This is a genomic window from Lachnospiraceae bacterium JLR.KK002, assembly GCA_036941025.1.
Classification (GTDB): Bacteria; Bacillota; Clostridia; order Lachnospirales; family Lachnospiraceae; genus Petralouisia.
Genome location: JAYMNP010000001.1, coordinates 2,877,171 through 2,900,079, shown reverse-complemented (window position 1 = coordinate 2,900,079; position 22,909 = coordinate 2,877,171). Strand labels below are relative to the sequence as shown.

At 48.0% G+C, this 22,909-nt stretch carries 17 protein-coding genes, 2 tRNA genes and 2 pseudogenes; 17 read left to right on the top strand and 4 right to left on the bottom strand.

The genetic code is table 11. From position 1 onward, the window contains the following. Window positions 1-22 precede the first annotated feature (22 nt). The 10 genes and pseudogenes from VSQ32_14125 (at window position 23) to VSQ32_14080 (ending at window position 10,174) form a co-directional block, all read left to right on the top strand. Window positions 23-2,119, top strand: coding sequence for a glycoside hydrolase family 13 protein (locus VSQ32_14125; protein MEH2943963.1), 2,097 nt, complete (start codon window positions 23-25; stop codon window positions 2,117-2,119). A gap of 144 nt (window positions 2,120-2,263) precedes the next feature. Then, a tRNA-Tyr gene (locus VSQ32_14120) sits at window positions 2,264-2,345 on the top strand. 37 nt (window positions 2,346-2,382) lie between these two features. Then, a tRNA-Leu gene (locus tag VSQ32_14115) sits at window positions 2,383-2,466 on the top strand. A 239-nt stretch (window positions 2,467-2,705) separates the two neighbouring features. Beyond that, entirely contained in the window at window positions 2,706-3,608 is a 903-nt protein-coding gene (locus VSQ32_14110) for an Rpn family recombination-promoting nuclease/putative transposase (protein MEH2943962.1), read from the top strand. A gap of 232 nt (window positions 3,609-3,840) precedes the next feature. Beyond that, window positions 3,841-4,467: a sugar O-acetyltransferase gene (locus tag VSQ32_14105; protein ID MEH2943961.1), complete on the top strand. Its 627-nt coding sequence runs from the start codon at window positions 3,841-3,843 to the stop codon at window positions 4,465-4,467. Between the two features lie 32 nt (window positions 4,468-4,499). Further along, window positions 4,500-5,711: a hypothetical protein gene (locus VSQ32_14100; protein MEH2943960.1), complete on the top strand. Its 1,212-nt coding sequence runs from the start codon at window positions 4,500-4,502 to the stop codon at window positions 5,709-5,711. A gap of 142 nt (window positions 5,712-5,853) precedes the next feature. Next, window positions 5,854-7,857: a thioredoxin domain-containing protein gene (locus tag VSQ32_14095; GenBank protein MEH2943959.1), complete on the top strand. Its 2,004-nt coding sequence runs from the start codon at window positions 5,854-5,856 to the stop codon at window positions 7,855-7,857. Window positions 7,858-7,965: 108 nt separating this feature from the next. After that, a complete protein-coding gene (locus VSQ32_14090) occupies window positions 7,966-8,760 on the top strand; it encodes a hypothetical protein (GenBank protein ID MEH2943958.1) in 795 nt (264 codons plus the stop codon). Beyond that, entirely contained in the window at window positions 8,757-8,939 is a 183-nt protein-coding gene (locus tag VSQ32_14085) for a chorismate--pyruvate lyase (protein ID MEH2943957.1), read from the top strand. Before VSQ32_14090 ends, VSQ32_14085 begins: the two co-directional genes overlap by 4 nt. A gap of 26 nt (window positions 8,940-8,965) precedes the next feature. After that, a pseudogene (locus VSQ32_14080) lies at window positions 8,966-10,174 on the top strand (AAA family ATPase). A gap of 27 nt (window positions 10,175-10,201) precedes the next feature. On the opposite strand, the gene VSQ32_14075 reads toward VSQ32_14080, so the two are convergent. From VSQ32_14075 to VSQ32_14060, 4 genes and pseudogenes are all read right to left on the bottom strand, one after another. Then, entirely contained in the window at window positions 10,202-11,557 is a 1,356-nt protein-coding gene (locus tag VSQ32_14075) for an MATE family efflux transporter (GenBank protein MEH2943956.1), read from the bottom strand. Window positions 11,558-11,629: 72 nt separating this feature from the next. Further along, window positions 11,630-12,244, bottom strand: a complete 615-nt coding sequence (locus VSQ32_14070; protein ID MEH2943955.1) for a dipicolinate synthase subunit B — start codon at window positions 12,242-12,244, stop codon at window positions 11,630-11,632. After that, entirely contained in the window at window positions 12,234-13,106 is an 873-nt protein-coding gene (locus VSQ32_14065) for a dipicolinate synthase subunit DpsA (GenBank protein ID MEH2943954.1), read from the bottom strand. Before VSQ32_14065 ends, VSQ32_14070 begins: the two co-directional genes overlap by 11 nt. Window positions 13,107-13,407: 301 nt before the next feature. After that, window positions 13,408-14,803: pseudogene (locus VSQ32_14060) on the bottom strand (transposase). Window positions 14,804-14,952: 149 nt separating this feature from the next. Here VSQ32_14060 and VSQ32_14055 point away from each other — a divergent pair. The 7 genes from VSQ32_14055 (at window position 14,953) to VSQ32_14025 (ending at window position 22,907) form a co-directional block, all read left to right on the top strand. Next, window positions 14,953-15,981 (top strand): LysR family transcriptional regulator, encoded by a 1,029-nt coding sequence (locus VSQ32_14055; GenBank protein MEH2943953.1) that lies wholly within the window; start codon window positions 14,953-14,955, stop codon window positions 15,979-15,981. 79 nt (window positions 15,982-16,060) lie between these two features. Further along, a complete protein-coding gene (locus VSQ32_14050) occupies window positions 16,061-16,813 on the top strand; it encodes a SprT family zinc-dependent metalloprotease (GenBank protein MEH2943952.1) in 753 nt (250 codons plus the stop codon). Beyond that, a complete protein-coding gene (locus tag VSQ32_14045) occupies window positions 16,810-17,190 on the top strand; it encodes a DUF3783 domain-containing protein (GenBank protein MEH2943951.1) in 381 nt (126 codons plus the stop codon). The genes VSQ32_14050 and VSQ32_14045 overlap by 4 nt, the downstream gene beginning before the upstream one ends. A gap of 1 nt (window position 17,191) precedes the next feature. Then, window positions 17,192-18,655: a deoxyguanosinetriphosphate triphosphohydrolase gene (locus VSQ32_14040; GenBank protein MEH2943950.1), complete on the top strand. Its 1,464-nt coding sequence runs from the start codon at window positions 17,192-17,194 to the stop codon at window positions 18,653-18,655. Between the two features lie 237 nt (window positions 18,656-18,892). After that, window positions 18,893-19,648 carry a DeoR/GlpR family DNA-binding transcription regulator gene (locus VSQ32_14035; protein ID MEH2943949.1) on the top strand — a complete coding sequence of 252 codons (756 nt, stop codon included), beginning with the start codon at window positions 18,893-18,895 and terminating at the stop codon, window positions 19,646-19,648. Between the two features lie 317 nt (window positions 19,649-19,965). Further along, window positions 19,966-20,877 (top strand): 1-phosphofructokinase, encoded by a 912-nt coding sequence (gene pfkB, locus VSQ32_14030; GenBank protein MEH2943948.1) that lies wholly within the window; start codon window positions 19,966-19,968, stop codon window positions 20,875-20,877. 101 nt (window positions 20,878-20,978) lie between these two features. Further along, on the top strand, window positions 20,979-22,907 hold the full coding sequence (locus VSQ32_14025) for a fructose-specific PTS transporter subunit EIIC (GenBank protein MEH2943947.1): 1,929 nt from the start codon (window positions 20,979-20,981) through the stop codon (window positions 22,905-22,907). The last annotated feature ends 2 nt before the right edge of the window (window positions 22,908-22,909 follow it).

The following is a 22,909-nucleotide window of genomic DNA, read 5'->3' as shown; positions in this document are numbered from 1 at the left end:
ATGATAAAAAAGAGGTAGAACCATGAGCAAATATTCCATTTATGAACTGAACCAGAGACAACAGTATATGATGCAGATGCGTCCCCTGCTGCGAAAACATGCATTGTTTTCTGACGGTACCAGGGATTACAGAAATCCGCCGGAACCCGGAGTGAATGAAAAAGTTACTCTTACGTTCCGTACAGCAAAAAATAATGTGGACATTGTCTGGCTGTGCACGGAACAGGGAAAGGTTCCCATGGACAAAGAAGAAACAAGAGGAGAATTTGACTATTACCGCACCCAGGTGCAGCTTGAGACAGCAGAATACCGGTACTATTTTGAGATAGCGGCAGGTATGCTTCACTGCTATTATGACCGGATGGGGGTGACCCCGCAGGTGCGCCCGGAATATGCTTTTGCCATTGTGCCTGGATTTTCCACACCTGACTGGGCAAAGGGAGCCGTAATGTATCAGATACTGGTGGATCGTTTTTGCAATGGAGATACTTCCAATGATGTAAAGACCAATGAATACTACTATATCAAGGTATACAGTCAGGGTGTGGATGACTGGGATAAATGTCCGGAAAATTTTGGCGTGGGCGAATTTTACGGCGGCGACCTGGCGGGAGTTATGAAAAAACTGAATTATCTGCAGGATCTTGGCGTCGAGGTTCTGTATTTCAATCCCCTGTTTGTCTCGCCTTCCAACCATAAATATGACATACAGGATTACGACTATATTGACCCTCATTACGGTGTGATTATTGAAGACGGAGGGGAAGAACTGCCTCCGGGGGAAACAGATAATGCAAAGGCCACCAGGTATATTAAGCGAGTTTCTGACGTTAAGAATCTGGAGGCCAGTAATGAGTTGTTTGCCTGTCTGGTGGCAGAGGCTCACAGACGGGGTATGCGGGTGATACTGGACGGCGTATTCAATCACTGCGGCTCCTTTAATAAATGGCTGGACCGTGAACTGATTTATGAAAAGGAAGTGGGATATGCCACCGGTGCTTATATTTCCGAGGACAGTCCTTACCGGAATTTCTTTCAGTTCCATGACGAAAACTGCTGGCCTTACAATAAAACATATGACGGCTGGTGGGGGCATGATACTCTGCCTAAGCTGAACTATGAAGGTTCTCAGGAACTGTATGATTATATTCTGGAAATCGGAAAGAAATGGGTATCTCCTCCTTACAATGCAGATGGCTGGCGTCTGGATGTGGCGGCAGATCTGGGCCATTCTGTGGAATTTAACCATCAGTTCTGGCGGGATTTCCGGAATGCGGTGAAGGAAGCCAATCCGGAGGCCATTGTGCTGGCGGAGCATTACGGTGACCCGGTGGAGTGGCTGCGGGGCGACCAGTGGGATACGGTAATGAATTACGACGCCTTTATGGAGCCTCTGACCTGGTTTCTCACCGGTATGGAAAAGCACAGCGACGGATACCGGCAGGATATGCTGGGGAATTTCCAGAATTTTGAGGGCGCCATGAATTATTATATGACACGTTTTATGACCCCCTCACTGCAGTGTGCCATGAATGAGCTTTCCAACCATGACCATTCCAGATTTCTGACCCGTACCAATCACAAGGTAGGACGTGTGGACGCCCTTGGCAGCGCTGCAGCAGGAGAAAATATCAACAAGGGCGTGATGAAAGAAGCGGTGGTGGTGCAGATGACCTGGCCGGGAGCTCCCACTATCTATTATGGAGATGAGGCCGGAGCAGTGGGATTTACAGACCCGGATAACCGCAGAACATATCCCTGGGGCCAGGAAGACCAGGAACTGCTGGAATTTCATCGGGATATCATCCGGATTCATAAGCGGTACGAAGCACTGCGTACCGGCTCGCTGAAATTTCTGGGCGGAGATTATCAGGTTATGTGTTATGGAAGGTTTAACCGTTATCAGCAGTTTGTTGTTGTCATAAATAATGACTATGTGGCCCGTGATATGGAATGGAGAGTCTGGCCCGTCGGACTGGACAGGGAAACCAGACTGGAGCAGATTATGTTTACCACGCCGGAAGGCTATTCTACTGCTTCTGTGATTCATGAAGTCCATAACGGGCGTATTAAGCTGAATCTTCCGCCCAACTGTGCGGTGATTCTGAAAAATCTGTAGTATAACAGGCTATAAACGGGCTGAACAGTAACGATCTGTTACATTTTTATAAAGATATTTTCAGATTAATCTTGCATGTGGAAAAATCATATGCTATAATACATTATTGTCAGGACAGGCAGCATTGCAAATCCTGCACAATATGGATGGATTCCCGAGTGGCCAAAGGGGGCAGACTGTAAATCTGTTGGCAACGCCTTCGAAGGTTCGAATCCTTCTCCATCCATTATTTTTAAATTTGAATAAGAAAAGAATAGTATTTTGCCGCAGTGGCGGAACTGGCAGACGCGCAGGACTTAAAATCCTGTGGTGGCGACATCGTACCGGTTCGATTCCGGTCTGCGGCATTTGTAAAAAGGCTTATTTCACGGTATGATAAGTCTTTTTTTATTCTCCTGCACTCTGTTTTGATTCGCGCGAAACGGACATCCACAAAATATCCGGCGTCCCTCAGGATTGAGGAATTCAGGAAGTTGAAGTGGGAAATGTATCAAGGATGAAGTAAAGAGTAAAGAGTCGTAAAAGCATAATTGAAACAGAAATTGAAATGTGGTAGTATAAGAGAAAAGAAAGGCAGTATATAATAATGGAAAAGGAGAACCGTGAATATAAGGACAGTCTTTTCGTGGATCTGTTCTATCAGGATGAGACAGCAAAAAAGAATCTGCTGAGTTTATATAATGCATTGCATGATACAGAATATCAGGATGAGAAAGTAATCCGGAAAGTAAAAATTGAGGATGTTCTGTATAAGAATTTTAAAAATGATATTTCCTTTGAAGTAAATGGTCAGGTGCTTGTTTTGGGGGAACATCAAAGTAGCGTGAACCCGAACATGCCGCTCAGATGCCTGTTATATGTGGGAAGGGCGTATGAACAACTGATTGATAAACAAGCCCGTTACAGGACAACACTGGTCAGGATACCTACACCAGAATTTTATACGTTCTACAATGGACAAAAGGAACAGCCATTAGAGCAGGAATTGAAATTGTCAGATGCATTTATAAATCCAGCAGGGAACAATTCTGTGGAATTAAAAGTGAAAGTCATCAATATTAATTCTGATAAGGCGCATGAACTCCTGAAAAAATGTGACGTATTGAGAGAATACAGCCAGTTTATTGACACGGTGAGGGGGCATTCCGGTGAAGAAAGCGCAATTAAGAATGCGATCAGGGAATGTATTGCTCACGGAATACTGGCGGATTATCTGAAACGGAAAGGAAGCGAGGTCGAAAACATGTTGATTGCGGAGTACAGCTACGAGGAAGATATCCAGGTGAAGCAGCAGGAAGCGGAACAGCGGGGAAGAACAAAAGGGAGGCAGGAAGGAAGACAGGAAGGAAGACAGGAAGGATTGATTCTGTCTGGAAGAATTTTTCAGACAGTGAAAAGCAATCCGGAGCTTACAAATGAGCAGATCGCGGCAGAAGTCGGGTGCAAGTCAGAAGAAGTAGAAAGCATAAGAAAAATGTTTGGAATATAAAAATATGTACAAATTAACGTGTCGCGTGAGACAGTGAAAAATCAGGAAAATAAAGTGAGGCATCGGCATTTGGCCGGTGCCTTTTTCCGTTGCTCTTATATCCTGTGGTGACCGTATTAAAAAATTATTTTTACGACAGAATTCCAGGTAATGTTGAAAAGAGAAAGATTGTATGTTAGTATTAAGAAAAATCCAGTGGATTTGAATCATTTTTATATGGGAGGCAGTACTGATGGGTGAAATGAAAGAGAGACTGCATACCGGGGAGCTGTATTTACCGGGGGATGAAGAAATTATAAAAGAGCAGGTTGTCTGTCAGGATAAGCTGTGGGAATATAATCAGACCAGACCATCGGAATCGGAGAAACGGGCCGAAATACTGAAAGACATTTTGGGAGATTGCGGCGAGGGTGTTTATATAGAAGCGCCTTTTTATGCAAATTTCGGCGGAAAGCATTGTCATTTCGGAAAGATGGTCTATGCAAATTATCACCTGACCTGTGTGGATGATACCCATATATACATTGGGGATTATACCATGTTTGGGCCGAATGTTACCATTGCCACAGCAGGGCACCCCATATTGCCGGAACTCAGGGAACAGCTTTACCAGTATAATATGCCGGTGCATATCGGCAGAAATTGCTGGATTGGGGCCGGAGCAGTCATTATGCCCGGAGTCAGCATTGGTGACAATACCATAATCGGCGCCGGAAGCGTGGTTACCAGGGATATTCCTTCCAATGTGGTTGCAGCAGGAAATCCCTGCCGGGTGATGCGGGGAATCAATGAGCATGACCGGGAATATTATTTTAAAGACCGGGAAATCCCCTGGGAGGAGCTGAAGCAGGACAGGTAACGCACAGGGATTTTACAGAGAGAGGAAAGAAGATGGGAGAGCTGGAACAAAAGCAAAAGCAGGAAAACCTGAGAATACAGAAGACAGAATGGATTTACAGCCAGATTCAGAAGCAGCGGGAGGCGGAGGACGCACTGTTTGAGCAAATCCGGCAGGAACAGGACGTGCTGGACAGGCTGAATCAGTCCATTGAGAATAATATGGAGCGGACCAGAGAGGCCCGGAAATATAATCAGGAATTTCAGGAACATATGGACGCTCAGGTTTATGCCATGTACGGTATCACAGAAGATAAACTCCAGGGAATCCGGGAATACCGCAACGCCTATTATCAGGGCTGTGCATTTTCTCTGTTTCTGCTGTCTGTGGTACTGGTGGTATTATGCGGTATTCTTCATGGATTTCAGTCGCAGATCTGTCTGTTTATGATTGCATTTTCCGGAATTGAAGGCGCATTGCTGACACAGGAGAAAAAAAGAGGAAAGCTGCTGGATTTGCTCTGCAGAATCCTGTATCTTCTGATGTTTCCCCTGATGATGGTGGTATTCGTCTGCTTTGAGCTGGAATATCCGGAATACCATATGCTGCTGCCGGTTTTGGCCCTGTTCGGTCTCTGTGTCCTTGTGATGGGAACAGCAGCTTATTTCTGTTATAATCCCTATCGGAAAGAGAAACGGAAGGTGGGCGTAGCTAAAGATACCTTGCGGGAAATTGAAAAGACTGCCAGAAAAGAAGTGCGGAAAAATCAGAAGTCCAGAGTGAAATCAGAGAAACAGCAGAAAAAACTGCTGGAAAAAGAAGCGGCAAAACAGCAGAAACTGCTGGAAAAAGAAACAGAAAAGCAGCAGAAGCTGCTGGACAAAGAAGAAAAAAGACAGCAGAGACTTCAGGATAAATCAGAAAAACAGCAGGCACTGCTGGAGAAAAAAGAGACGTTTCTGACAAAGTTCCGGAAAACAGAGAAACATCCGGCCGAAGATGAATGGATGTCGAAGGAGGAAATAACACCGGAGCCGGAAGAAACTGAGAGAATGGAAGAAGTGCGGGAGCCGGAAGAAACTGAGAGAATGGAAAAAGTGCGGGAGCCGGGAGAAACTGAGAGAATGGAAGAAGTGCCGGAACAGGAAGAAACTGCCGGAGAACCGGACAGGGAGACAGAAACTGCAGCTAAGGAGGAACCTGAGACAGTGGAAGGCGAAGTCCCGGAAGAGGCCGCTGCAGAACCGGATACAGAAGGAAAATAAATGCAAACCCCATGGAACATGCAGACGCTGCGTGTTCCGGGGTTTTTGATTATTAATGCGGCAGGTTCAGAGTATACAGGTCATAGAATACCATAATTTTACAGTTTTGGAATTACAGAAAAAACAGATACTAAAAACCGATATGACAGAAGTATTTGAAACTGAGGTGATAAAACTGAGAAATCATTTAAAAAATCAGACAAGTCCCTATTTATTACAGCATTCCTGGCAACCGGTTGACTGGTATCCCTGGTGTGAGGAGGCTTTTGCACGGGCAAAAGCAGAAGACAAGCCGGTTTTTCTGAGTATTGGCTACAGCACCTGCCACTGGTGCCATGTGATGGCCAATGAGAGCTTTGAAGATAAAGAGGTGGCGGAAGAACTGAACCGGAATTTTATTTCCATAAAAGTGGACCGGGAAGAGCGGCCGGATATTGACAGTATTTATATGGATGCATGTGTGCTGTTTACCGGAAACGGCGGGTGGCCTGCCAGTATTTTTCTGACGCCGGAGCAAAAGCCCTTTTATGCGGGGACGTATTTTCCCAAACATGGCTCTTATGGAAGAATTGGGTTTCTGGATTTGCTGCGGGCGGTAAATAGTCGCTGGCGTCAGGAGCGGGAGAAGTTGCTGCAGTCAGCGGACGTCCTGAACGGACAGCTCCGGGAGGAACAGAATGTGCGGGACTCAGAGTTGTCCTGGCAGCATTTGTCCCTTCACGCCGTTCGGTGGTTTAAGAAGAATTTTGATGAGAGTAACGGAGGATTTGGAGACGCGCCGAAGTTTCCCATGGCCCATAATCTGATGTTTCTGATGGAATATTACAGGGTGAACCGGGACAGGAGGGCCCTTGAAATGGCGGAAAAAACCCTGATACAGATGTATCGGGGCGGAATTTTTGACCATATCGGCGGCGGGTTTTCCCGGTATTCCACGGATAAATATTTTCTGGTGCCCCATTTTGAAAAAATGCTGTATGACAATGGGCTGCTGCTTATGGCGTATACCCAGGCCTATTCTCTTACCGGAAAAGAAATCTACCGGGAAGTGGTGCGCAAAACAGCCCAGTATATTCAGCGTGAAATGACGGATTCCCACGGGGGATTCTATTCTGCCCAGGATGCGGACTGTCAGGGAGTGGAAGGAAAGTACTATGTATTTGCCAGCGAGGAACTTACGTCGCTGCTGGGGGCTTCTGCCGGGAAAAAATTCAATGAATATTTTAATATTACTGCAGAAGGGAATTTTGAAGGAGGAAGTATTCCCAACCGTCTCGGGGATGATCTGGAAGAAGAAACAGGGAAAGGCGCAGAAAGCGATTATTCTCATACGGAGCCGGAGCGGCTTCTGCCCAAGGTGTATGCTTATCGGAAGCACCGTCACAGCCTGTTTCTGGATGACAAAATCCTCACATCCTGGAACGGGCTGATGATAGGGGCCTTTGCCAGAATGTACCGGGTGTTCGGACAGGAAAGTTATCTGCGTCAGGCAAAAGCAGCTCTGGCATTTCTGGAAAAACAGAAGTCCGGATTCGATACCCTGTTTGTAAGCTGCCGTCAGGGAAGCTGTCAGGGCAGGGGATTTCTGACCGATTATGCCTTTTATATTTTCGGGCTTATTGAACTTTACGGCGGAGCTCTGGAGCAGAATTATCTGGAGCAGGCGGAACGGTACTGCCGGAAGGCCCTGGAGCTTTTTGCAGATCATGAAAAGGGGGGATTTTATTTCTGCGGATTAGAGAATGAAAGGCTGATTGCCGATTTTAAGGAGACATATGACGGAGCCATTCCCGGCGGCAATTCTGTGATGGCGTATAATCTGGTGAAACTGTGGCAGATTACCGGGAGAGAACTCTGGAGGGAAGAAGCCGAAAAACAACTGAAGTTTCTCTCTGCTTTTGCGGAAAGGTATCCGGCGGGCCAGTGCTTTTCTCTGCTGGCCGCATTGCTGTATCAGAATCCGCCGGAGCATATCACATGCGTGCTGAAGGAAGAAGAGGATTTGAAAAAGCTGCAGAAACTCTATGGCAGAGACGCGGACATAGTAGTTCTGTGGGAGGAGAGCAGGGAATATGAGAGAATCAATCACCGGGCCACTCTGTATATTTGCCGGGACGGAAGCTGCAGACCTCCGGTGAATCTGTGAGAATGAAGACAGAATAGCAGGTTTTACACTCTTGTTATGGGATTTCCAATATGTTACTATGATATAAACTGAAAAATGTATGAATTTAACCATAGCAGGGAGGATTTTATGGTAGACAGAAATATATTCATGGAGATTCTTCGTTCCGTACAGGAGATAGCAAAGACTGCTCCCCTGCCAATGTCACGGGAAGAAATACAGGGTTATTTTAAAGATATGGAATTGTCGCCGGAGCAGCAGGAAATGATTTATCAGTATCTGCAAAAGCAGCAGGAAAGTCCGGGAGATACCGAGGAAGAAACGGAAAAGCCTTCCGGAAAATCATCCGGACAAAGTTCCGGAGGCAGCAGAAAGAAACCGTTCCATTCCCGTCATTTTCAGATGTATCTTAACGAAATCAGAAAAATCCCGGATTTGCCGGAAGAAAGCAGAATGGATTTGTACCGGAGACTGCTGGCCGGAGAACGGGATGCAGTTTCCGATATTTCCGCCCAGTGGCTGAAACGGATTGCGGAGATTGCCGGGGAGTATGTGACAGGCAGGGTGCTGGTGGAAGATCTGGTACAGGAAGGGAACATGGGCCTTTTGCTTGGAATGGAAGAACTGCTGGGGGCAGAAAAGCAGAGAGGCGAACTGCTGTCTGACTGTCACACCCTGGAGGACAGGCTGGAATCCTGTGTGCGGGAATCCATGAAGCAGTACCGGCAGGAGACGGAGGGTATGGACAACGGTGAGAATACCATTCTGGCCAAAGTCAATCTGCTTCATGAGGCGCGGAAGGTTCTGGCAGAGGAGAACGGAACCATTCCGGCCATGCAGGAACTGAGCGATTATACCAGAATTCCCCTGGAAGAAGTACGGGATATTATGGCATTGTCCAGGAAGAGAGGAGAGGAATCATGAATTTTGGACCAATAGAATATACGGTGGCGCGTATTGACGGAGATTATGCTTACCTTCAGCAGGAGGACAATCCTCAGGAAGAACTGAAATGCGTGGCACGGGCACTGCTTCCGCCGGAGATTGCAGAGGGCTCCGGGCTCCATTATGAAATGATGGAATATACGCTGAAAAGTATGTAATCTGACCGGTAAAGGCTGAAAGGGGTGTGAAACCGGTAGATGAGAAGAAAAAACTTCCGATTGGGATTGAAAAGTTTGAAAAAATCAGAAAAGAAGGATTTTATTACACGGATAAAACAGGCTTAATCCGGGAACTGCTTCAGAACTGGGGAGAAGTCAATCTGTTTACCCGTCCCAGAAGGTTCGGAAAGTCTTTGAATATGAGTATGCTGAAAAGTTTTTTTGAACTGAACGGAGAGAAAGAGATTTTCCAGGGGCTGGAAATTTCCGCTGAAACAGAATTGTGTGAGAAATATATGGGGCAGTTTCCGGTGATTTCTGTTTCTCTGAAGAGCATCAATGGAGAAACCTATGAGGCGGCATACCGTATGGCAGTTCAGCTTATTCAGGCAGAGGCCAGAAGATGTCAGTATCTTTTCGACAGCAGGCAGCTTACCAGGTACGATAAAGAGGCTTTTTCCAGACTTCTGCAGGAGGATATGGAAGAAGGGACTTTGTGCTGCAGTTTGAAACTTCTGTCAGAACTGCTCCAAAAGCATTACAAAAGACAGGTAATCCTTCTGATTGACGAATATGATGTGCCCCTTGCAAAAGCCTTTGAGCAGGGATATTTTGACCGGATGGTTCTTTTGATCCGCAACATGTTTGAGCAGGTGCTGAAAACCAATGACTGTCTGCAGTTTGCGGTGCTGACCGGGTGCATGAGGATTTCCGGAGAGAGCATTTTTACCGGACTGAATAATCTGAAAATTCTGTCCATCGAAGACGTGCGTTTTGACGAATATTTTGGATTTACGGACAGAGAGGTGCGGGAACTGCTGAATTACTATGGATTGTCTGAGAAATACGGACTGGTCAGGGAATGGTATGACGGATATCAGTTTGGCAGCGTGCAGGTGTACTGTCCCTGGGATGTGATCAATTACTGCGATTTGCTCCGGGCAGATTCGGAAGCACAGCCCCGGAATTAGTGGTCCAATACCAGCAGCAATGATGCGGTAAAGCGTTTTATCCGGACATCAGACAAGGGCTCCACAAAGCGGGAAATTGAACGCCTTATTGCCGGGGAAGTTATCACAAAAGAAATCCGCCCGGAGCTTACATACAAAGATATGTACAGTTCCATGGAAAATCTGTGGAGCCTTTTATTTACTACAGGATACCTGACACAGCGCGGGAAACCGGATGGAAACTGTTATCATCTGGCCATCCCCAATCTGGAAATTCGGAGTATTACACGGAGAATGTTCCCGGACCTTTTGTCACCAGCGGAACCGCTGCTGCCGGAAGACCAGCAGCAGTCCCCGGACGCACAGTTCCACGCACATGGCGAACCAGACTCCCGGAAGGCCCCATTGTCCCACCAGCAGGACAGACAGAGTCAGCCGGACGCCCCAGATACTGGCAAGGTTCAGCAGGCATGGAATCAGAGAGTCCCCTGCGCCGCAGAGGGCGCCGGAGGCCACGATGGAAGCGGCAAACAGAGGCTCAGCAAATAATTCAATCCGCAGTACCTCTGCTGCAAGCTGCTGAACCTGAATATCCGGCGTCAGCATTCTGAAAATAACCGGGCACAGGAAATACATCAGGATTCCGGCCCCCGTCATAATCAGACAGCCCAGCAAAATGGACAGGTTGGAGAAGCTCCTGGCCAGATGCTTTTTTCCTGCTCCAATGCTCTGACCCGTCAGGGTGGTTGCTGCAGCGGCAATACCGTAGCCGGGCATGTAGCAGATGCTTTCGGCTGTTACAGCAATGGAATTTGCCGCAATGGCTACGGTACCCAGGGGAGCAATAATACGTGTAGAAGCAATCATGGCGCCGCAGATGGCCATGTGCTCAAACCCCATGGGAAGTCCAATCCGAACCGTACGCTGCAGGATGCTTTTCTGAAACGGGCAGGGCTCTTTCTTACGGATATGCAGAGCGGAAGAACGGAATGTGACAATCCACAGCTTTGTGACGCAGATGACGAGAGTGGCAAGGGCAGTGCCAAGAGCCGCTCCGGGTACGCCCCAGAGCCAGATAAACAGCAGGTTGAACAGCACGTCAAGACCGCACATCACCGCATCCAGAATGGCGGGAGTTTTCATATTTCCGCTGCACTGCAGCATGGAGCCGGCCAGGCTGTTTAGCTGAAAGGCCGGAAGGGAGCAGGCGTAAATCAGAAAATAGCCGGAGGCATTTTGCCGTATGTCTTCTCCTGCGCCAAGCCACAGAGGCAGAGAACCGCTGACTGCAATACCTGCTGTCATCAGTATTCCGGAAAAAATCAGTGCGGTAATCAGTGCGTGTTTTAGAATGTTACGGGCTTCCTGTTCCTGTCCGGCTCCGATTTTCTGGGCAGCCTGGACAGAGAAGCCGGTGGAGAGGGAACTGCACAGGCCGTTCAGCAGCCAGGTAGTGGTGGAAACCAGGCCGATGGCCGCGGAAGCTCCTGCGCCCAGATTACCCACCATGGCAGTGTCGATGTACTGCATCATAATAGAGGTAAGCTGGGCCAGAATGGCCGGGATACTCAGGCGCCACACCACGGATAATTTCTGCGTCCGTCCAGGTTCTTCCTGCTGCCCCAGTATGGCAGCCAGTAATGTTTCATTATCTGCATTCTTTTTCATATCTGTATAGTATTCTTTTCTTTCTGAAATTTTTCCGATATAGTTTCATTATACATAACTGAGACAGATAATTCAAACCTTTATCGCATTCAGTCCGTGGGGGCTGCGGATGACCGGCTGAATCTGCCTGCCGGAAAGGGCGCAGTCGATAGTTTCGGCCAGAAGATCCGTAAAAGCAGTCATGGAATTGGGTTTCGCCTGATAATCATCCTGTCCGAAGGGGACGAAATAGATGTTTTTGGTATTCAGTAAAATGCCTATATTTTTCAGGTTCATGCCAAGAGCGTCATTGGTGGACAGGGAGAGTACCAGAGGCCTGTTGTTGCGCAGGTGGGATTTGGCTGCCATCAGCACCGGAGTGTCGGAAATTCCGTTGGCCAGTTTGGACAGAGTATTTCCCGTGCAGGGGGCGATAACCAGAATATCCATCAGTCCTTTGGGGCCGATGGGCTCCGCGCCCGGAATGGTGGTGATGGGCTCTTTACCGGTGAGGGCGCGGGCACGCTCCAGAAAAGAAGCGCTGGTGCCGAATCTGGAATCCAGACTGGAAGCATTTGAGGAGAATACCGGAAGCAGGCTGGCTCCGGTGTTTTTCAATTCTTCCAGTGCAGCGAAAATTTTTTCGTAAGTGCAGAAGGAACCGGTAAAACCGATACCAATGGATTTATCATGAAAATCATAAGACATAATCTGTAATCCTTTCTAATATTTTTCCGATAAGCTGTCCGGAGGTGACAGGAGAAAACCGTCCCGGAAGGCCCGGAAGGCGGAAACAGGGCAGCAGGTATTTTTCTGTCATATCATCCGGAAAGCCAAAGGGCGGGGAAGCAATATCGAAAATATGGCAGGAACCGGGAAGTTCCCGGATTTGTTCCGGCATAAGAACCCATGCCGGGATAGTGTTGATTACTATATTACAATGGGGCAGCACCGTGGAAAAATCTTCTTCCTGAATGGGGCAGATTCCCTTTTTTTCGGCAAGTATCTGCTGTTCCCGATCCTGTTCCAGCACATAAATGCTGCGGCACAGGGGATGAAGAAGGGCTGCGATGGCAGAGCCGCAGCAGCCGTATCCCAGCAGGAGAATCCGGGCGGAAGCCAGTGAAAAGGGGGTATAACGGATAAGCTCCCCCAGAAGCCCCTCTGCTGTGAGCAGAGCGTTTTCTCTGGCAAACAAAGGCAGCCGGGAGAACTGGCATGCCTGACAGCGGCTTTCTTCCAGCAGATGGGTCTGCTCCGGAGAAAGGCTGTATGCTGCCACAATCTGGCCGGAATGCAGAGAAGCCCACAGTTCTTCCAGGAGGCAGGGAGGTTTGCCGGTGTCTGCCTGGAACAGAGAGGTTCCGTCTTTGGATACAGGTGTGGGCAGCAGTATGATATCTGCCTCCTGTAAGGCCTGAGACAGAGAATGTTCCGTTATAATATTGGAATCGCAGGGGAAATCCGGGGTGTGGAAGCAGGTTACGTTCCATCCGCAGGAATGAAGATATTCTGCGGTATAACACTGACGCAGGTCGCCGCCCAGGATTGCAATGGATAATATTGCCATATGCTTCCTCCAATTTGCGTTATCCCTACAGTATATGAGAAAGGCAGAAAATGGTGTATGCACTGAGCGGATGAAAGAAATAGGTAATTGCGAAACAAGTTCAAAATCTTGATTCCAATAGGGCAAAAGCCCGGTTGAGCCGGGCTTACAGGAGGTGGATGTGGATAACAAGAGTTTTAAGACATGAAAACAAAGCAGATAAGGTTATCTGCCCGTGAAATGGTATGCGGTATGTAAGGTTATGCAATCAGAGGTTTTAAACTGCGGATATATTGATGCCTGTGCAGTTTATCAGCCACCATTACTGTAATAAGCTGGGTAATCCCGGCGAGAAGCAGGTCAGCATGAAGCGTTTTTTCATTCTGCGTTTTACGCCCGGCAACACAGAAGCTGTCCTTGAAATGGTTGATTGATTTCTCAACAGTTACCCTGATCTTATAGGTGGAATCCCATCCGGCCGTACTACGGAGCGTACCGGGATAGGCGCGCAGGTTTTTCTCGGGATAAATATAAAACATCCTGCCGCAGGGGGATTCCGTACAGGGATTTTCACAGTGGCAGACGCGTTTGCTTTTACCGGTTGATTTATCATATTCCCATTTCATTTTCGGGCATACAAACTTCATGGTTGGCAGTCCGCAGCGGAGATGGGATTTGCTTCCTTCCCGTTTCATTGGAAGGGATGGGTCTTTGGGGCAGCAGGGGATGCCGTCCTTATTCAGCGGGCAGTCGGATTTTGGAAGGGAGATTCTGCCGTTGAGGGGAATGTAAGCCTGCTCAAAGGAAGCTTCCTGTAACAGGTATTTGTAGATTTCAATGGAATCAAATGCGGCGTCTCCCAGAAAAGTTTTCGGATTGATAAGCGGATGCTTGCGAAAGAAATCCTTTAAAGTGGGAATCAATGCCCTGGAATCGGCAAGACTCTTATCTTCATCCGGGGAATCAGATTTTTTTCCAACAATGATGTCAGGATGAGCCGCAAGAAAGTCCTTGTTATAAAAGGAAATATCCCGGACAATGCCGAGTCCGTTGGTAATAATGCCGAATTTATAAGCATAACAGAAATGCCCGTTAATGTACATCTGCTGAATGGCTGGACTGGCGGCAGCATGGGAAGGCATGGAGCCGTAGGCGGCTTTATAAGGGTCAAAGGAATCGGCCATCCCTTTTGCTTTTTTGAAGGCTTTCAGCTGTTTGATGATACGGTTGGCATATTTGGGATTGTTTTCTGTAACCCATGCCTCAATGCCGGAGGTGTCAAAGAGAAGCATGGAAGCTTTCTGTGTATCAATACAATGGCAGATTGGTTCGGTCAAGTCAACAAGATGATCGAACATGGATTGTAAGTCCGATAAAAAATCCTGTTTGAACCGGGTGAATTTAGAGGCGTCCGGGACAACGTCAAACCCGCAGAAGTCCCGCAGTTCCTGAGAGTATTTCAGGAATACGATCAGCAGGGATGTTGTTGGGATTGAGAAGATAAGCTGTAGTAACAGAGCCTTCAGCATTGGGTAAAGCAGATGCCTGCGGGGTCTGCCGGTGGCAGCATGAAAATGAGAAACAAAAGACACCGGAACAATTTCATCAAGGTTGATGGTTTCATCGAGTATGGAAAGAAACGCATATTTATCGTTATCAAATTTATTTTGGCAATCGGTAAAAATATCTGCCAAAGAGAGCTGTTTATGTGTTATCATATAGATACGACTCCTTTACTGGTGGATATGGATAATTGTTACTGGACATTTCAATTATACCACAGACCAGTGAGGAGTTGTTTTATTTTGTAACAAAGAGAATCCCGTATTTATGTGGGTTCTGGTGTTTCGCAAATGCCTAGGTATTTATGACAGAGAAAGGAGATGTTCTGACGGTGACGCTGCAGCAGATGAAGAATATTCTTATCATTGCCAGAGAAGGCTCTATAACCAGAGCTTCCCGTGTTCTGTTCCGTGCTCAGTCCAACCTGAGCAGTATGGTGCGGGAGGTGGAAGAAGAACTGCATATTACAATTTTCGACCGTACGCCTTCCGGCGTAAAACTGACACTGCAGGGAGAACAGTTTGTGGCCTGTGCGGGAGACATTGTGGCAAAAATGGAAAAACTGGAGCAAATCGGCAAAAAAACAGAGGAAGTATATTCCATGGGCCTTTCGGTCTGCCGCGCGTCTTATTGCGTGCGTGCTGCGTCGGAATGGATAAATCATACCTTTGATTCAAATCAGAAATTATCTCTGCGTCTGCATGAAACCAATGCAGATGAAGCGATAGAACAGGTTCTTTGCGGAGAAAGTGCGCTGGGGATGATTCGGCTGCCTGTGTTTTACGAGAATTATTATCTTCAGAAGCTGGAACAGAAAGGCCTCTGTTCCGAGCGGCTGATGGAATTTACAATGATGCTTATTATGCGTGGCGATCATCCCATGGCCTCCCTTCCCGTTATCCGTCAGGAGGATTTGTACCGTTATACGGAAATTGTGCATGGAGATCAGCAGAGTCTTGCCCTGAGCATGGCGCGTATTAATCCTCTCCTGCGCGGCACGCCGCCGCGCAGGATTTATGTATATGACAGAGGCAGTCAGATTGACCTTCTGCAGCGTCTGCCGGGAGCTTATATGTGGGTATCACCGATTCCTCTTGATATGGTGGATTCCTATGGCATGTGTATTCGAAGCTGTTCCCTGTCCACAGTGGTAAATCTGGATCTTCTGATCTGGCGCAGGGAAATGATGGAACAGCCGGGAATTCAAAACTGCGGGGAGTTTCTGCGCCGGTATGCCGCCCGGCTGCAGGACGCCACAATCCGGAGGCTGGAGCATCAGTGTATTTGGAAAAATTCGGCTGTCCGGAAAATACATGGTACGGAACAGGGATAATTATTTTGACAAGCTGTTTTGTTATCGGTATAATAATCACGTATCAGAAGGCTTATGATAAGAAGAGCAGGACAGGAATATGAAAACGAATATGGAGACATATCAGTTGACAAGAAGTAAACGCAAGAGCCTTTCCATTGTAATCGGAAAGGATGGAAACATACAGGTGAAGGCGCCCAACTGGCTGCCCAGACACCAGATAGACCAGTTTATCCATCAGAAATCAGACTGGATTGAGGAAAAACGCGCGGAACTCCATACGCGCAGGCTGAAGAAACCGGTCCACACCTTTCAGGAAGGGGACTGTTTTCTGTTTCGAGGGGAAACCTACCGGCTGGCAGTTCAGGAAGTTTTTCCGTCCGGACTGCAGCCGGGAAGAAAATCAGGAATTATTCCGGACTTCGGGGAAAGAATTCTGGTGACGGAAAGGGCAGCTCCGGAACAGGTAAAGCAGAAACTGGAGGAATGGTATATCCGGCAGGCCAGACAGATATTTTCCGGACAGGTAAGTTTATATTATCCGCCGGTATTTCAGCTGGCGTCGGAAGCGGGGAAAGAAATCGGGCCGGTAAACCGCATTGCCATCCGTAATCAGAAGACCCGGTGGGGAAGCTGCAGCAGCAGGGGGAATCTGAATTTTAACTGGAGGCTTGTGATGGCTCCGGAAAAAATACTGGATTATGTGGTGGTGCATGAACTGTGCCATCTGGCATATCTGAACCATTCCGGACAGTTCTGGAAGCTGGTGGAACAGATACTGCCTGACTGCCGGGAACGCCGGAGCTGGCTGAAAATGAACAGTATGCTGCTGGACTGGGAGGAGGAAACATGAGAGAGACAATTTTGTTGTTTCATTTTTCAGATAAAGACAGACGGAACAAACTGACCAGGGCCCTGCTTCCCCTGCGCATGAAAATCAGGGAAGTGGCCCTGGAAGATTATCTGCAGCCGGCAGGTTATCTGGCGGGAAATAAAGAGATTCAGCCGGTGGAGGAAGTTTATACCGGAGAAGGACTGCCGGGAGAAATGATTCTGATGGCGGGACTTTCCGGTTCCCAGGTGGACGAGGTGCTGAAGGCAATCCGCAAATCCGGAATCGGCCCCGTACCTTATAAGGCAATACTGACTCCGGCCAATCAGGAATGGAATGTGCTGAAGCTGTTTCAGGAAATCAAATCCGAACACGAGCAGATGGAAAAGAGGGAATAAGGTGGAATGGAAAAGGCTGCTCTGCGATGACAGAGTGAGAAATTACAAAGGCTCCGGCTCCGGTGATTTTCGGACGGAATATGAGAAGGATTACCACAGGATTATCGGAAGCGCTTCCTTCCGGCGTCTGCAGGATAAGACACAGGTATTCCCTCTGGATAACAGCGATTTTATCCGCACCCGCCTGACCCATTCTCTGGAAGTTTCCTCTTTTGCAAAATCTCTGGGGCAGAATATCAGCAAACGTCTGCTGATGGAGCACATGGACGGGGAGTTTCTGCCGGAATATCAGAACGCTCTCTGCGATATTCTCCAGTGTGCCGGACTGCTGCACGATATGGGGAATCCACCCTTCGGGCATTTTGGAGAAACGGCCATCCGGGACTGGTTCCGGGCAAATCTGCCCCGGATTTTCTATGAGAAGGAGAACGGAGAAGTGCAGCCCCTCAGCCAGATTCTGACGGAACAGATGCAGCAGGATTTTTACCATATTGAGGGAAATGCCCAGGCCCTCCGGCTGGTGGCCAGGCTCCATTATCTGGTGGATGAAAATGGCATGAACCTGACAAAAGCGTTGCTGGGCACCATCATCAAATATCCGGCTTCTTCTCTGGAAATCAAAAAGGATTCTCATATCAGATATGATAAATTGGGTTATTATTATGCGGAGCGGAAGCTGTTTGCAGACTTGCAGGAAAGCCTTGGCACCTGCGGAAACCGGCATCCTCTGGCTTTTGTTCTGGAGGCGGCGGACGATATTGCCTATAAAACTGCCGATATTGAGGACGCGGTAAAAAAGGGCTGCCTGTCTTACGGGGAGCTGGCGGCAGAATTGGAGCAGGCATCGGAGAAACTGCCGGAAAATCAGCGGGAAAGTTTTCGTAAGATGACAGACAGCCTGAAAGGGAAATATGAGCGGGCAAAACAACGGGGCCTGCAGCAGCCCGGTGTGAATGCGGTGCAGAACTGGACAGTCTATATTCAGGGCTGGATGATTAATGCTGTCACCGACAGCTTTATCCAACATTACCGTGAGCTGATGGCAGGTACTTACGGAGCCCATGGGGAGGATTTGCTGACAGGCACAGACGGGGAACCCATGATGGATGTGCTGGGGGATATTGCGTATCGGTATGCCTTTCAGATAAAGCCCATTCTGAAGCTGGAGATTGCGGCCCAGTCGGTGTTTGATTTTCTGCTGGAACATTTTGTGCAGGCAGTTCTGTATTACGATACTCAAAAAGACCTGACCCAGGTACAGCGGAAAATGATGGCTCTGGTGTCCGATAATTATAAAGCCATTTATCACCGTTTTGCCAGGGAGGCGGAAGAGTCTTCCCTTACGAAAGAGGAAAAGGAGCGGGAAAAATTATATCTGCGTCTGCTGCTGGTAACGGACCATATCTGCGGTATGACAGATAGCCATGCAAAGCGGCTGTATCAGGAGCTGAGCGGGATTGACTGAGGAAACAACTTTACCTCATCTGATGTCGGTTAAGGCATCCTGCATTGTCTGAATATTCATCGCACGATAAGGCACTCAGTACAAATATGTACTGGGTGCCTTTGTTCATTATCCACAAAAACATTCCGGCATTTTTGTGAATTGTTTTGATTGAAAATGACCGAAAATGATGGTATCATAAAATTACAATCAAAAACAACCACAAACAATCAAATCCAATCAAACGAGGAAACAAAAATGCTGTTGGAAAAAAGACTGGAAGAAATACTGAAATTAGTGGAAAAGAATGGCAGCGTTACGGTTCAGGAGCTGACAGAACATTTGCAGGCATCCGAGTCTACCATCCGCAGGGATTTGTGTCTGCTGGACGAAGAAGGAAGGCTGAACAAGGTGCACGGAGGAGCCACTGCTATCAATGCTTATTACGCAAGCGGCAAAGATGTGGAAGTGGAATACCGCAAGAATCTGAACCGGGAGGAAAAGACAGCCATAGCAAAATATGCGGCTTCCCTGATTAAGGCGGGAGATCTGGTATATCTGGATGCAGGAACCACCACAGAGCGGATGATTGATTTCATTACGGAAAAAAAGGCGATGTATGTGACCAACGCTGTCAGCCATGCCAGACGGCTGGCGGAAATTGGCTGTGAAGCCCATATCCTGGGCGGAAAGTTCAAACTGTCCACAGAAGCTATTGTAGGAATCGAGACCGTATCCGAGCTGGAAAAGTTTAATTTTACCGCAGGTTTTTTCGGAACCAACGGAATCAGCCGCACCGCGGGATTTTCCACTCCGGACATTGAAGAAGCCATGGTAAAACGCAAAGGGGTTATGCAGTGCCGCCGTCCCTATATTCTGGGAGATTCCGCCAAATTCAATCAGATATCGCCGGTCACCTTTGCAGGAATTGAGGACGCGGAGCTGATTACCACAGAAATCCGTCACGACAGTTTTCGGGATTTGAAAAATATCATTGAGACCACAGTAAAATAAGAAACAGGTAATTGCGAAACTCAATAATTGTATTAATTTCATGTATAATTTGGAAAGTTTGAGTGCAAATATTTTCTCATACAAAAGGTAAGAAATGCATTTCAGCACCATGGAAGCAAGACTCAAAGAAGCATGGAAGCCTCTGCTGAACATGATTCTCTGTATTCAGAGGCTTGCTGAAATGTTCGGTGCGTCTGGCATTTCGGGCTTTTGTATGATGAAAATATTTAAGAAAACTGTGGTAATTGTACATAAAATTTTAATAATTGAATCGTTTCGCAATTACCTGAAATAAGAAAACCGGAAAGGAGAACAAAATGATTTACACAGTAACCTTTAATCCAAGTCTGGACTACATAGTAAGTGTGGATGATTTTACCCTGGGACGGGTAAACAGAACTACAAAAGAGCTGGTATACCCCGGCGGAAAGGGAGTGAATGTTTCACTGGTGTTAAAAAACCTTGGCATGGAAAATACCGCTCTGGGATTTACCGCAGGATTTACCGGCACAGAAATAGAGCGGGGCCTGAAAGAATGGGGCTGCCTGACGGATTTTATCCGGATTCCCCAGGGCATGTCCAGAATCAACATGAAGCTCCGTTCCAGAGAGGAAAGTGAGATTAACGGCCAGGGGCCTGAGATTTCAGGAGAAGCGCTGGAGGAGCTTTACCGTAAGCTGGACGCCATGAAAGAGGATGACGTGCTGGTGCTGGCAGGAAGTATCCCAAACAGTATGCCGGATTCCAGTTATGAGCAGATTCTGGCCAGAGTACAGGATAAAAAGATTCGCTCCGTAGTGGACGCCACCGGGGATTTGCTGGTAAATGTGCTGAAATACCATCCGTTTCTGATAAAACCCAACAACCATGAGCTGGAAGAAATTTTCCATGTGCCCATGGACAGTCAGGAAACCATTGTGGCACATGCCGGGAAACTGCAGGAGATGGGAGCCAGGAACGTGCTGATTTCCATGGCAGGAGACGGGGCCATACTGGTGGCCGAGGACGGAAGCGTACAGGAAAGCCCGGCCCCCCAGGGAACCCTGGTAAATTCCGTCGGAGCCGGAGATTCCATGGTGGCGGGATTTATTACCGGATATTTAAAAAGTAAAAGCTATGAAGAAGCGTTCCATATGGGCATTGCCGCAGGCAGCGCCAGCGCATTTTCAGAACGTCTGGCCACTCAGGAAGAAGTGGACGGGATTCTGGAGCAGATGGGATGGAAATAGCAGAAAACGGTGCAGAGTAGAAATGCAGTCTTTCCGTAACAGGAAATAGACGTAACAGGGCAGCCTGGCTGAACTGTTACAAATAAATGAGGAGGTTCAGGATGAAAATCACAGATTTACTTGTAAAAGAAGGCATTGAACTGAACGGGCAGGCAGATTCCAAAGGAGAGGCCATAGATAAGATGGTGGATCTGATGGCGGCCACCGGGAAACTTGCCGATAAAGAAGCCTACAAAGCACAGGTGCTGCGCAGGGAAGAAGAAGGAACCACGGGAATCGGAGAAGGAATCGCCATTCCCCATGGAAAATGCGATGCGGTAAAAGCACCGGGACTGGCAGCCATGGTATTAAAAGACGGTGTGGACTATGATTCGCTGGACGGAGCGCCGGCAGACCTGATTTTCCTGATTGCAGCGCCCAATACGGAAGATAACGTACATCTGGACGTATTAAGCCGTTTGTCCGTACTTCTGATGGATGAAGAATTTACCGGAAAGCTGAGAAGTGCTGAAACTACTGAGGAATTTCTGGGTTATGTGGACGCGGCGGAGCGGGAAAAGCTGGCGGAGGAAGAAGAAAAGGCAGCGCCGGTGCAGCAGGAGACAGGGGATAAGAAAGGGCTGAAACTGCTGGGAGTCACCGCCTGTCCTACGGGAATTGCCCATACCTATATGGCGGCGGAAGCACTGGAGAAAAAAGCGAAAGAACTGGGCTTTTCCATAAAAATAGAGACAAGAGGTTCCGGCGGGGCCAAAAATGTGCTGACAGATGCAGAAATAGCGGCGGCAGACTGTATCATTGTCTGTGTGGATACCAATGTGCCCATGGATCGTTTCGACGGGAAAAAAGTGATTGTGCGGCAGGTATCGGACGGGATTAACAAAGCGGAAGAACTGCTGCGTCTGGCAGAAAGCGGAAATGTGGAAATCTATCATTCCGGAAATAAAGCATCCGCCGCTCCTTCCGGCGGAACCGGGAAAGAAAGCGCCGGACACCGGATTTACAAACACCTGATGAACGGAGTTTCCCATATGCTTCCCTTTGTGGTAGGCGGCGGAATTCTGATTGCCATTGCCTTTCTTATTGACGGTATGAGTGTGGATTTATCCGCCCTTTCACCGGAAGAACGGGGGAATTTCGGAACCATTACCTCTGCGGCAGCATTATTCAAGGGAATCGGTGATACAGCCTTTGGATTTATGCTCCCCATTCTGGCCGGATTTATTGCCATGAGTATTGCAGACCGTCCCGGACTGGTGGTTGGATTTGTGGGCGGCTCCATTGCAGCCGGCGGAAAAAGCGGATTTCTGGGAGCTCTGGTGGCCGGATTTCTTGCAGGTTACCTGATTATCGGCCTGAAGAAATTACTGGAAAAGCTGCCGGAGAGTCTGGACGGAATCAAAACCATACTGCTCTATCCGCTACTGGGCGTGTTCTTCATGGGAGTGATTATGAATTATGTAATTGAGCCTCCGGTGGGCGCATTGAATACACTTCTGAACAACGGACTGTCCGGTATGAACGGTACCAGTTCCGTCCTGCTGGGAGTGATTCTGGGAGCCATGATGGCGGCAGATCTGGGCGGCCCCATCAATAAAGCAGCCTATGTGTTCGGCACCGCTTCCATTGCGGCAGGAAATTACAATATTATGGCGGCAGTTATGATTGGCGGAATGGTACCGCCCTGCGCCATTGCCCTGGCAACACTGCTGTTTAAGAAGAAATTTACCGAAGAAGAACGAAAATCCGGACCTACCAACTTTATTATGGGACTGTCCTTTATTTCCGAAGGAGCCATTCCCTTTGCGGCCTCAGATCCGCTCCATGTGATTCCTGCTCTGGTGGTGGGGTCCGGTGTGGCAGGAGCTGTTTCCATGGCTTTCAACTGTACCCTGATGGCGCCTCACGGTGGAATCTTCGTGTTCCCGGTAGTGGGCAATACCGCCATGTACCTGGTATCTCTTGTAATCGGAACCATCGTGGGAGCCATACTTCTGGGACTGATGAAAAAAGAAGTGGCAAACCCGTAAAC

Excerpts from the sequence above, each read along its gene's own strand:
- VSQ32_14025 (MEH2943947.1), top strand. The coding sequence starts at position 20,979 with ATGAAAATCACAGATTTACTTGTAAAAGAAGGCATTGAACTGAACGGG.
- VSQ32_14100 (MEH2943960.1), top strand. The coding sequence starts at position 4,500 with ATGGGAGAGCTGGAACAAAAGCAAAAGCAGGAAAACCTGAGAATACAG.
- VSQ32_14045 (MEH2943951.1), top strand. The coding sequence starts at position 16,810 with ATGAGAGAGACAATTTTGTTGTTTCATTTTTCAGATAAAGACAGACGG.
- VSQ32_14070 (MEH2943955.1), bottom strand. The coding sequence starts at position 12,244 with ATGTCTTATGATTTTCATGATAAATCCATTGGTATCGGTTTTACCGGT.
- VSQ32_14065 (MEH2943954.1), bottom strand. The coding sequence starts at position 13,106 with ATGGCAATATTATCCATTGCAATCCTGGGCGGCGACCTGCGTCAGTGT.
- VSQ32_14055 (MEH2943953.1), top strand. The coding sequence starts at position 14,953 with ATGACAGAGAAAGGAGATGTTCTGACGGTGACGCTGCAGCAGATGAAG.
- VSQ32_14085 (MEH2943957.1), top strand. The coding sequence starts at position 8,757 with ATGAATTTTGGACCAATAGAATATACGGTGGCGCGTATTGACGGAGAT.
- VSQ32_14035 (MEH2943949.1), top strand. The coding sequence starts at position 18,893 with ATGCTGTTGGAAAAAAGACTGGAAGAAATACTGAAATTAGTGGAAAAG.
- VSQ32_14090 (MEH2943958.1), top strand. The coding sequence starts at position 7,966 with ATGGTAGACAGAAATATATTCATGGAGATTCTTCGTTCCGTACAGGAG.
- VSQ32_14110 (MEH2943962.1), top strand. The coding sequence starts at position 2,706 with ATGGAAAAGGAGAACCGTGAATATAAGGACAGTCTTTTCGTGGATCTG.
- VSQ32_14095 (MEH2943959.1), top strand. The coding sequence starts at position 5,854 with ATGACAGAAGTATTTGAAACTGAGGTGATAAAACTGAGAAATCATTTA.
- VSQ32_14125 (MEH2943963.1), top strand. The coding sequence starts at position 23 with ATGAGCAAATATTCCATTTATGAACTGAACCAGAGACAACAGTATATG.
- pfkB (MEH2943948.1), top strand. The coding sequence starts at position 19,966 with ATGATTTACACAGTAACCTTTAATCCAAGTCTGGACTACATAGTAAGT.
- VSQ32_14075 (MEH2943956.1), bottom strand. The coding sequence starts at position 11,557 with ATGAAAAAGAATGCAGATAATGAAACATTACTGGCTGCCATACTGGGG.
- VSQ32_14105 (MEH2943961.1), top strand. The coding sequence starts at position 3,841 with ATGGGTGAAATGAAAGAGAGACTGCATACCGGGGAGCTGTATTTACCG.
- VSQ32_14050 (MEH2943952.1), top strand. The coding sequence starts at position 16,061 with ATGAAAACGAATATGGAGACATATCAGTTGACAAGAAGTAAACGCAAG.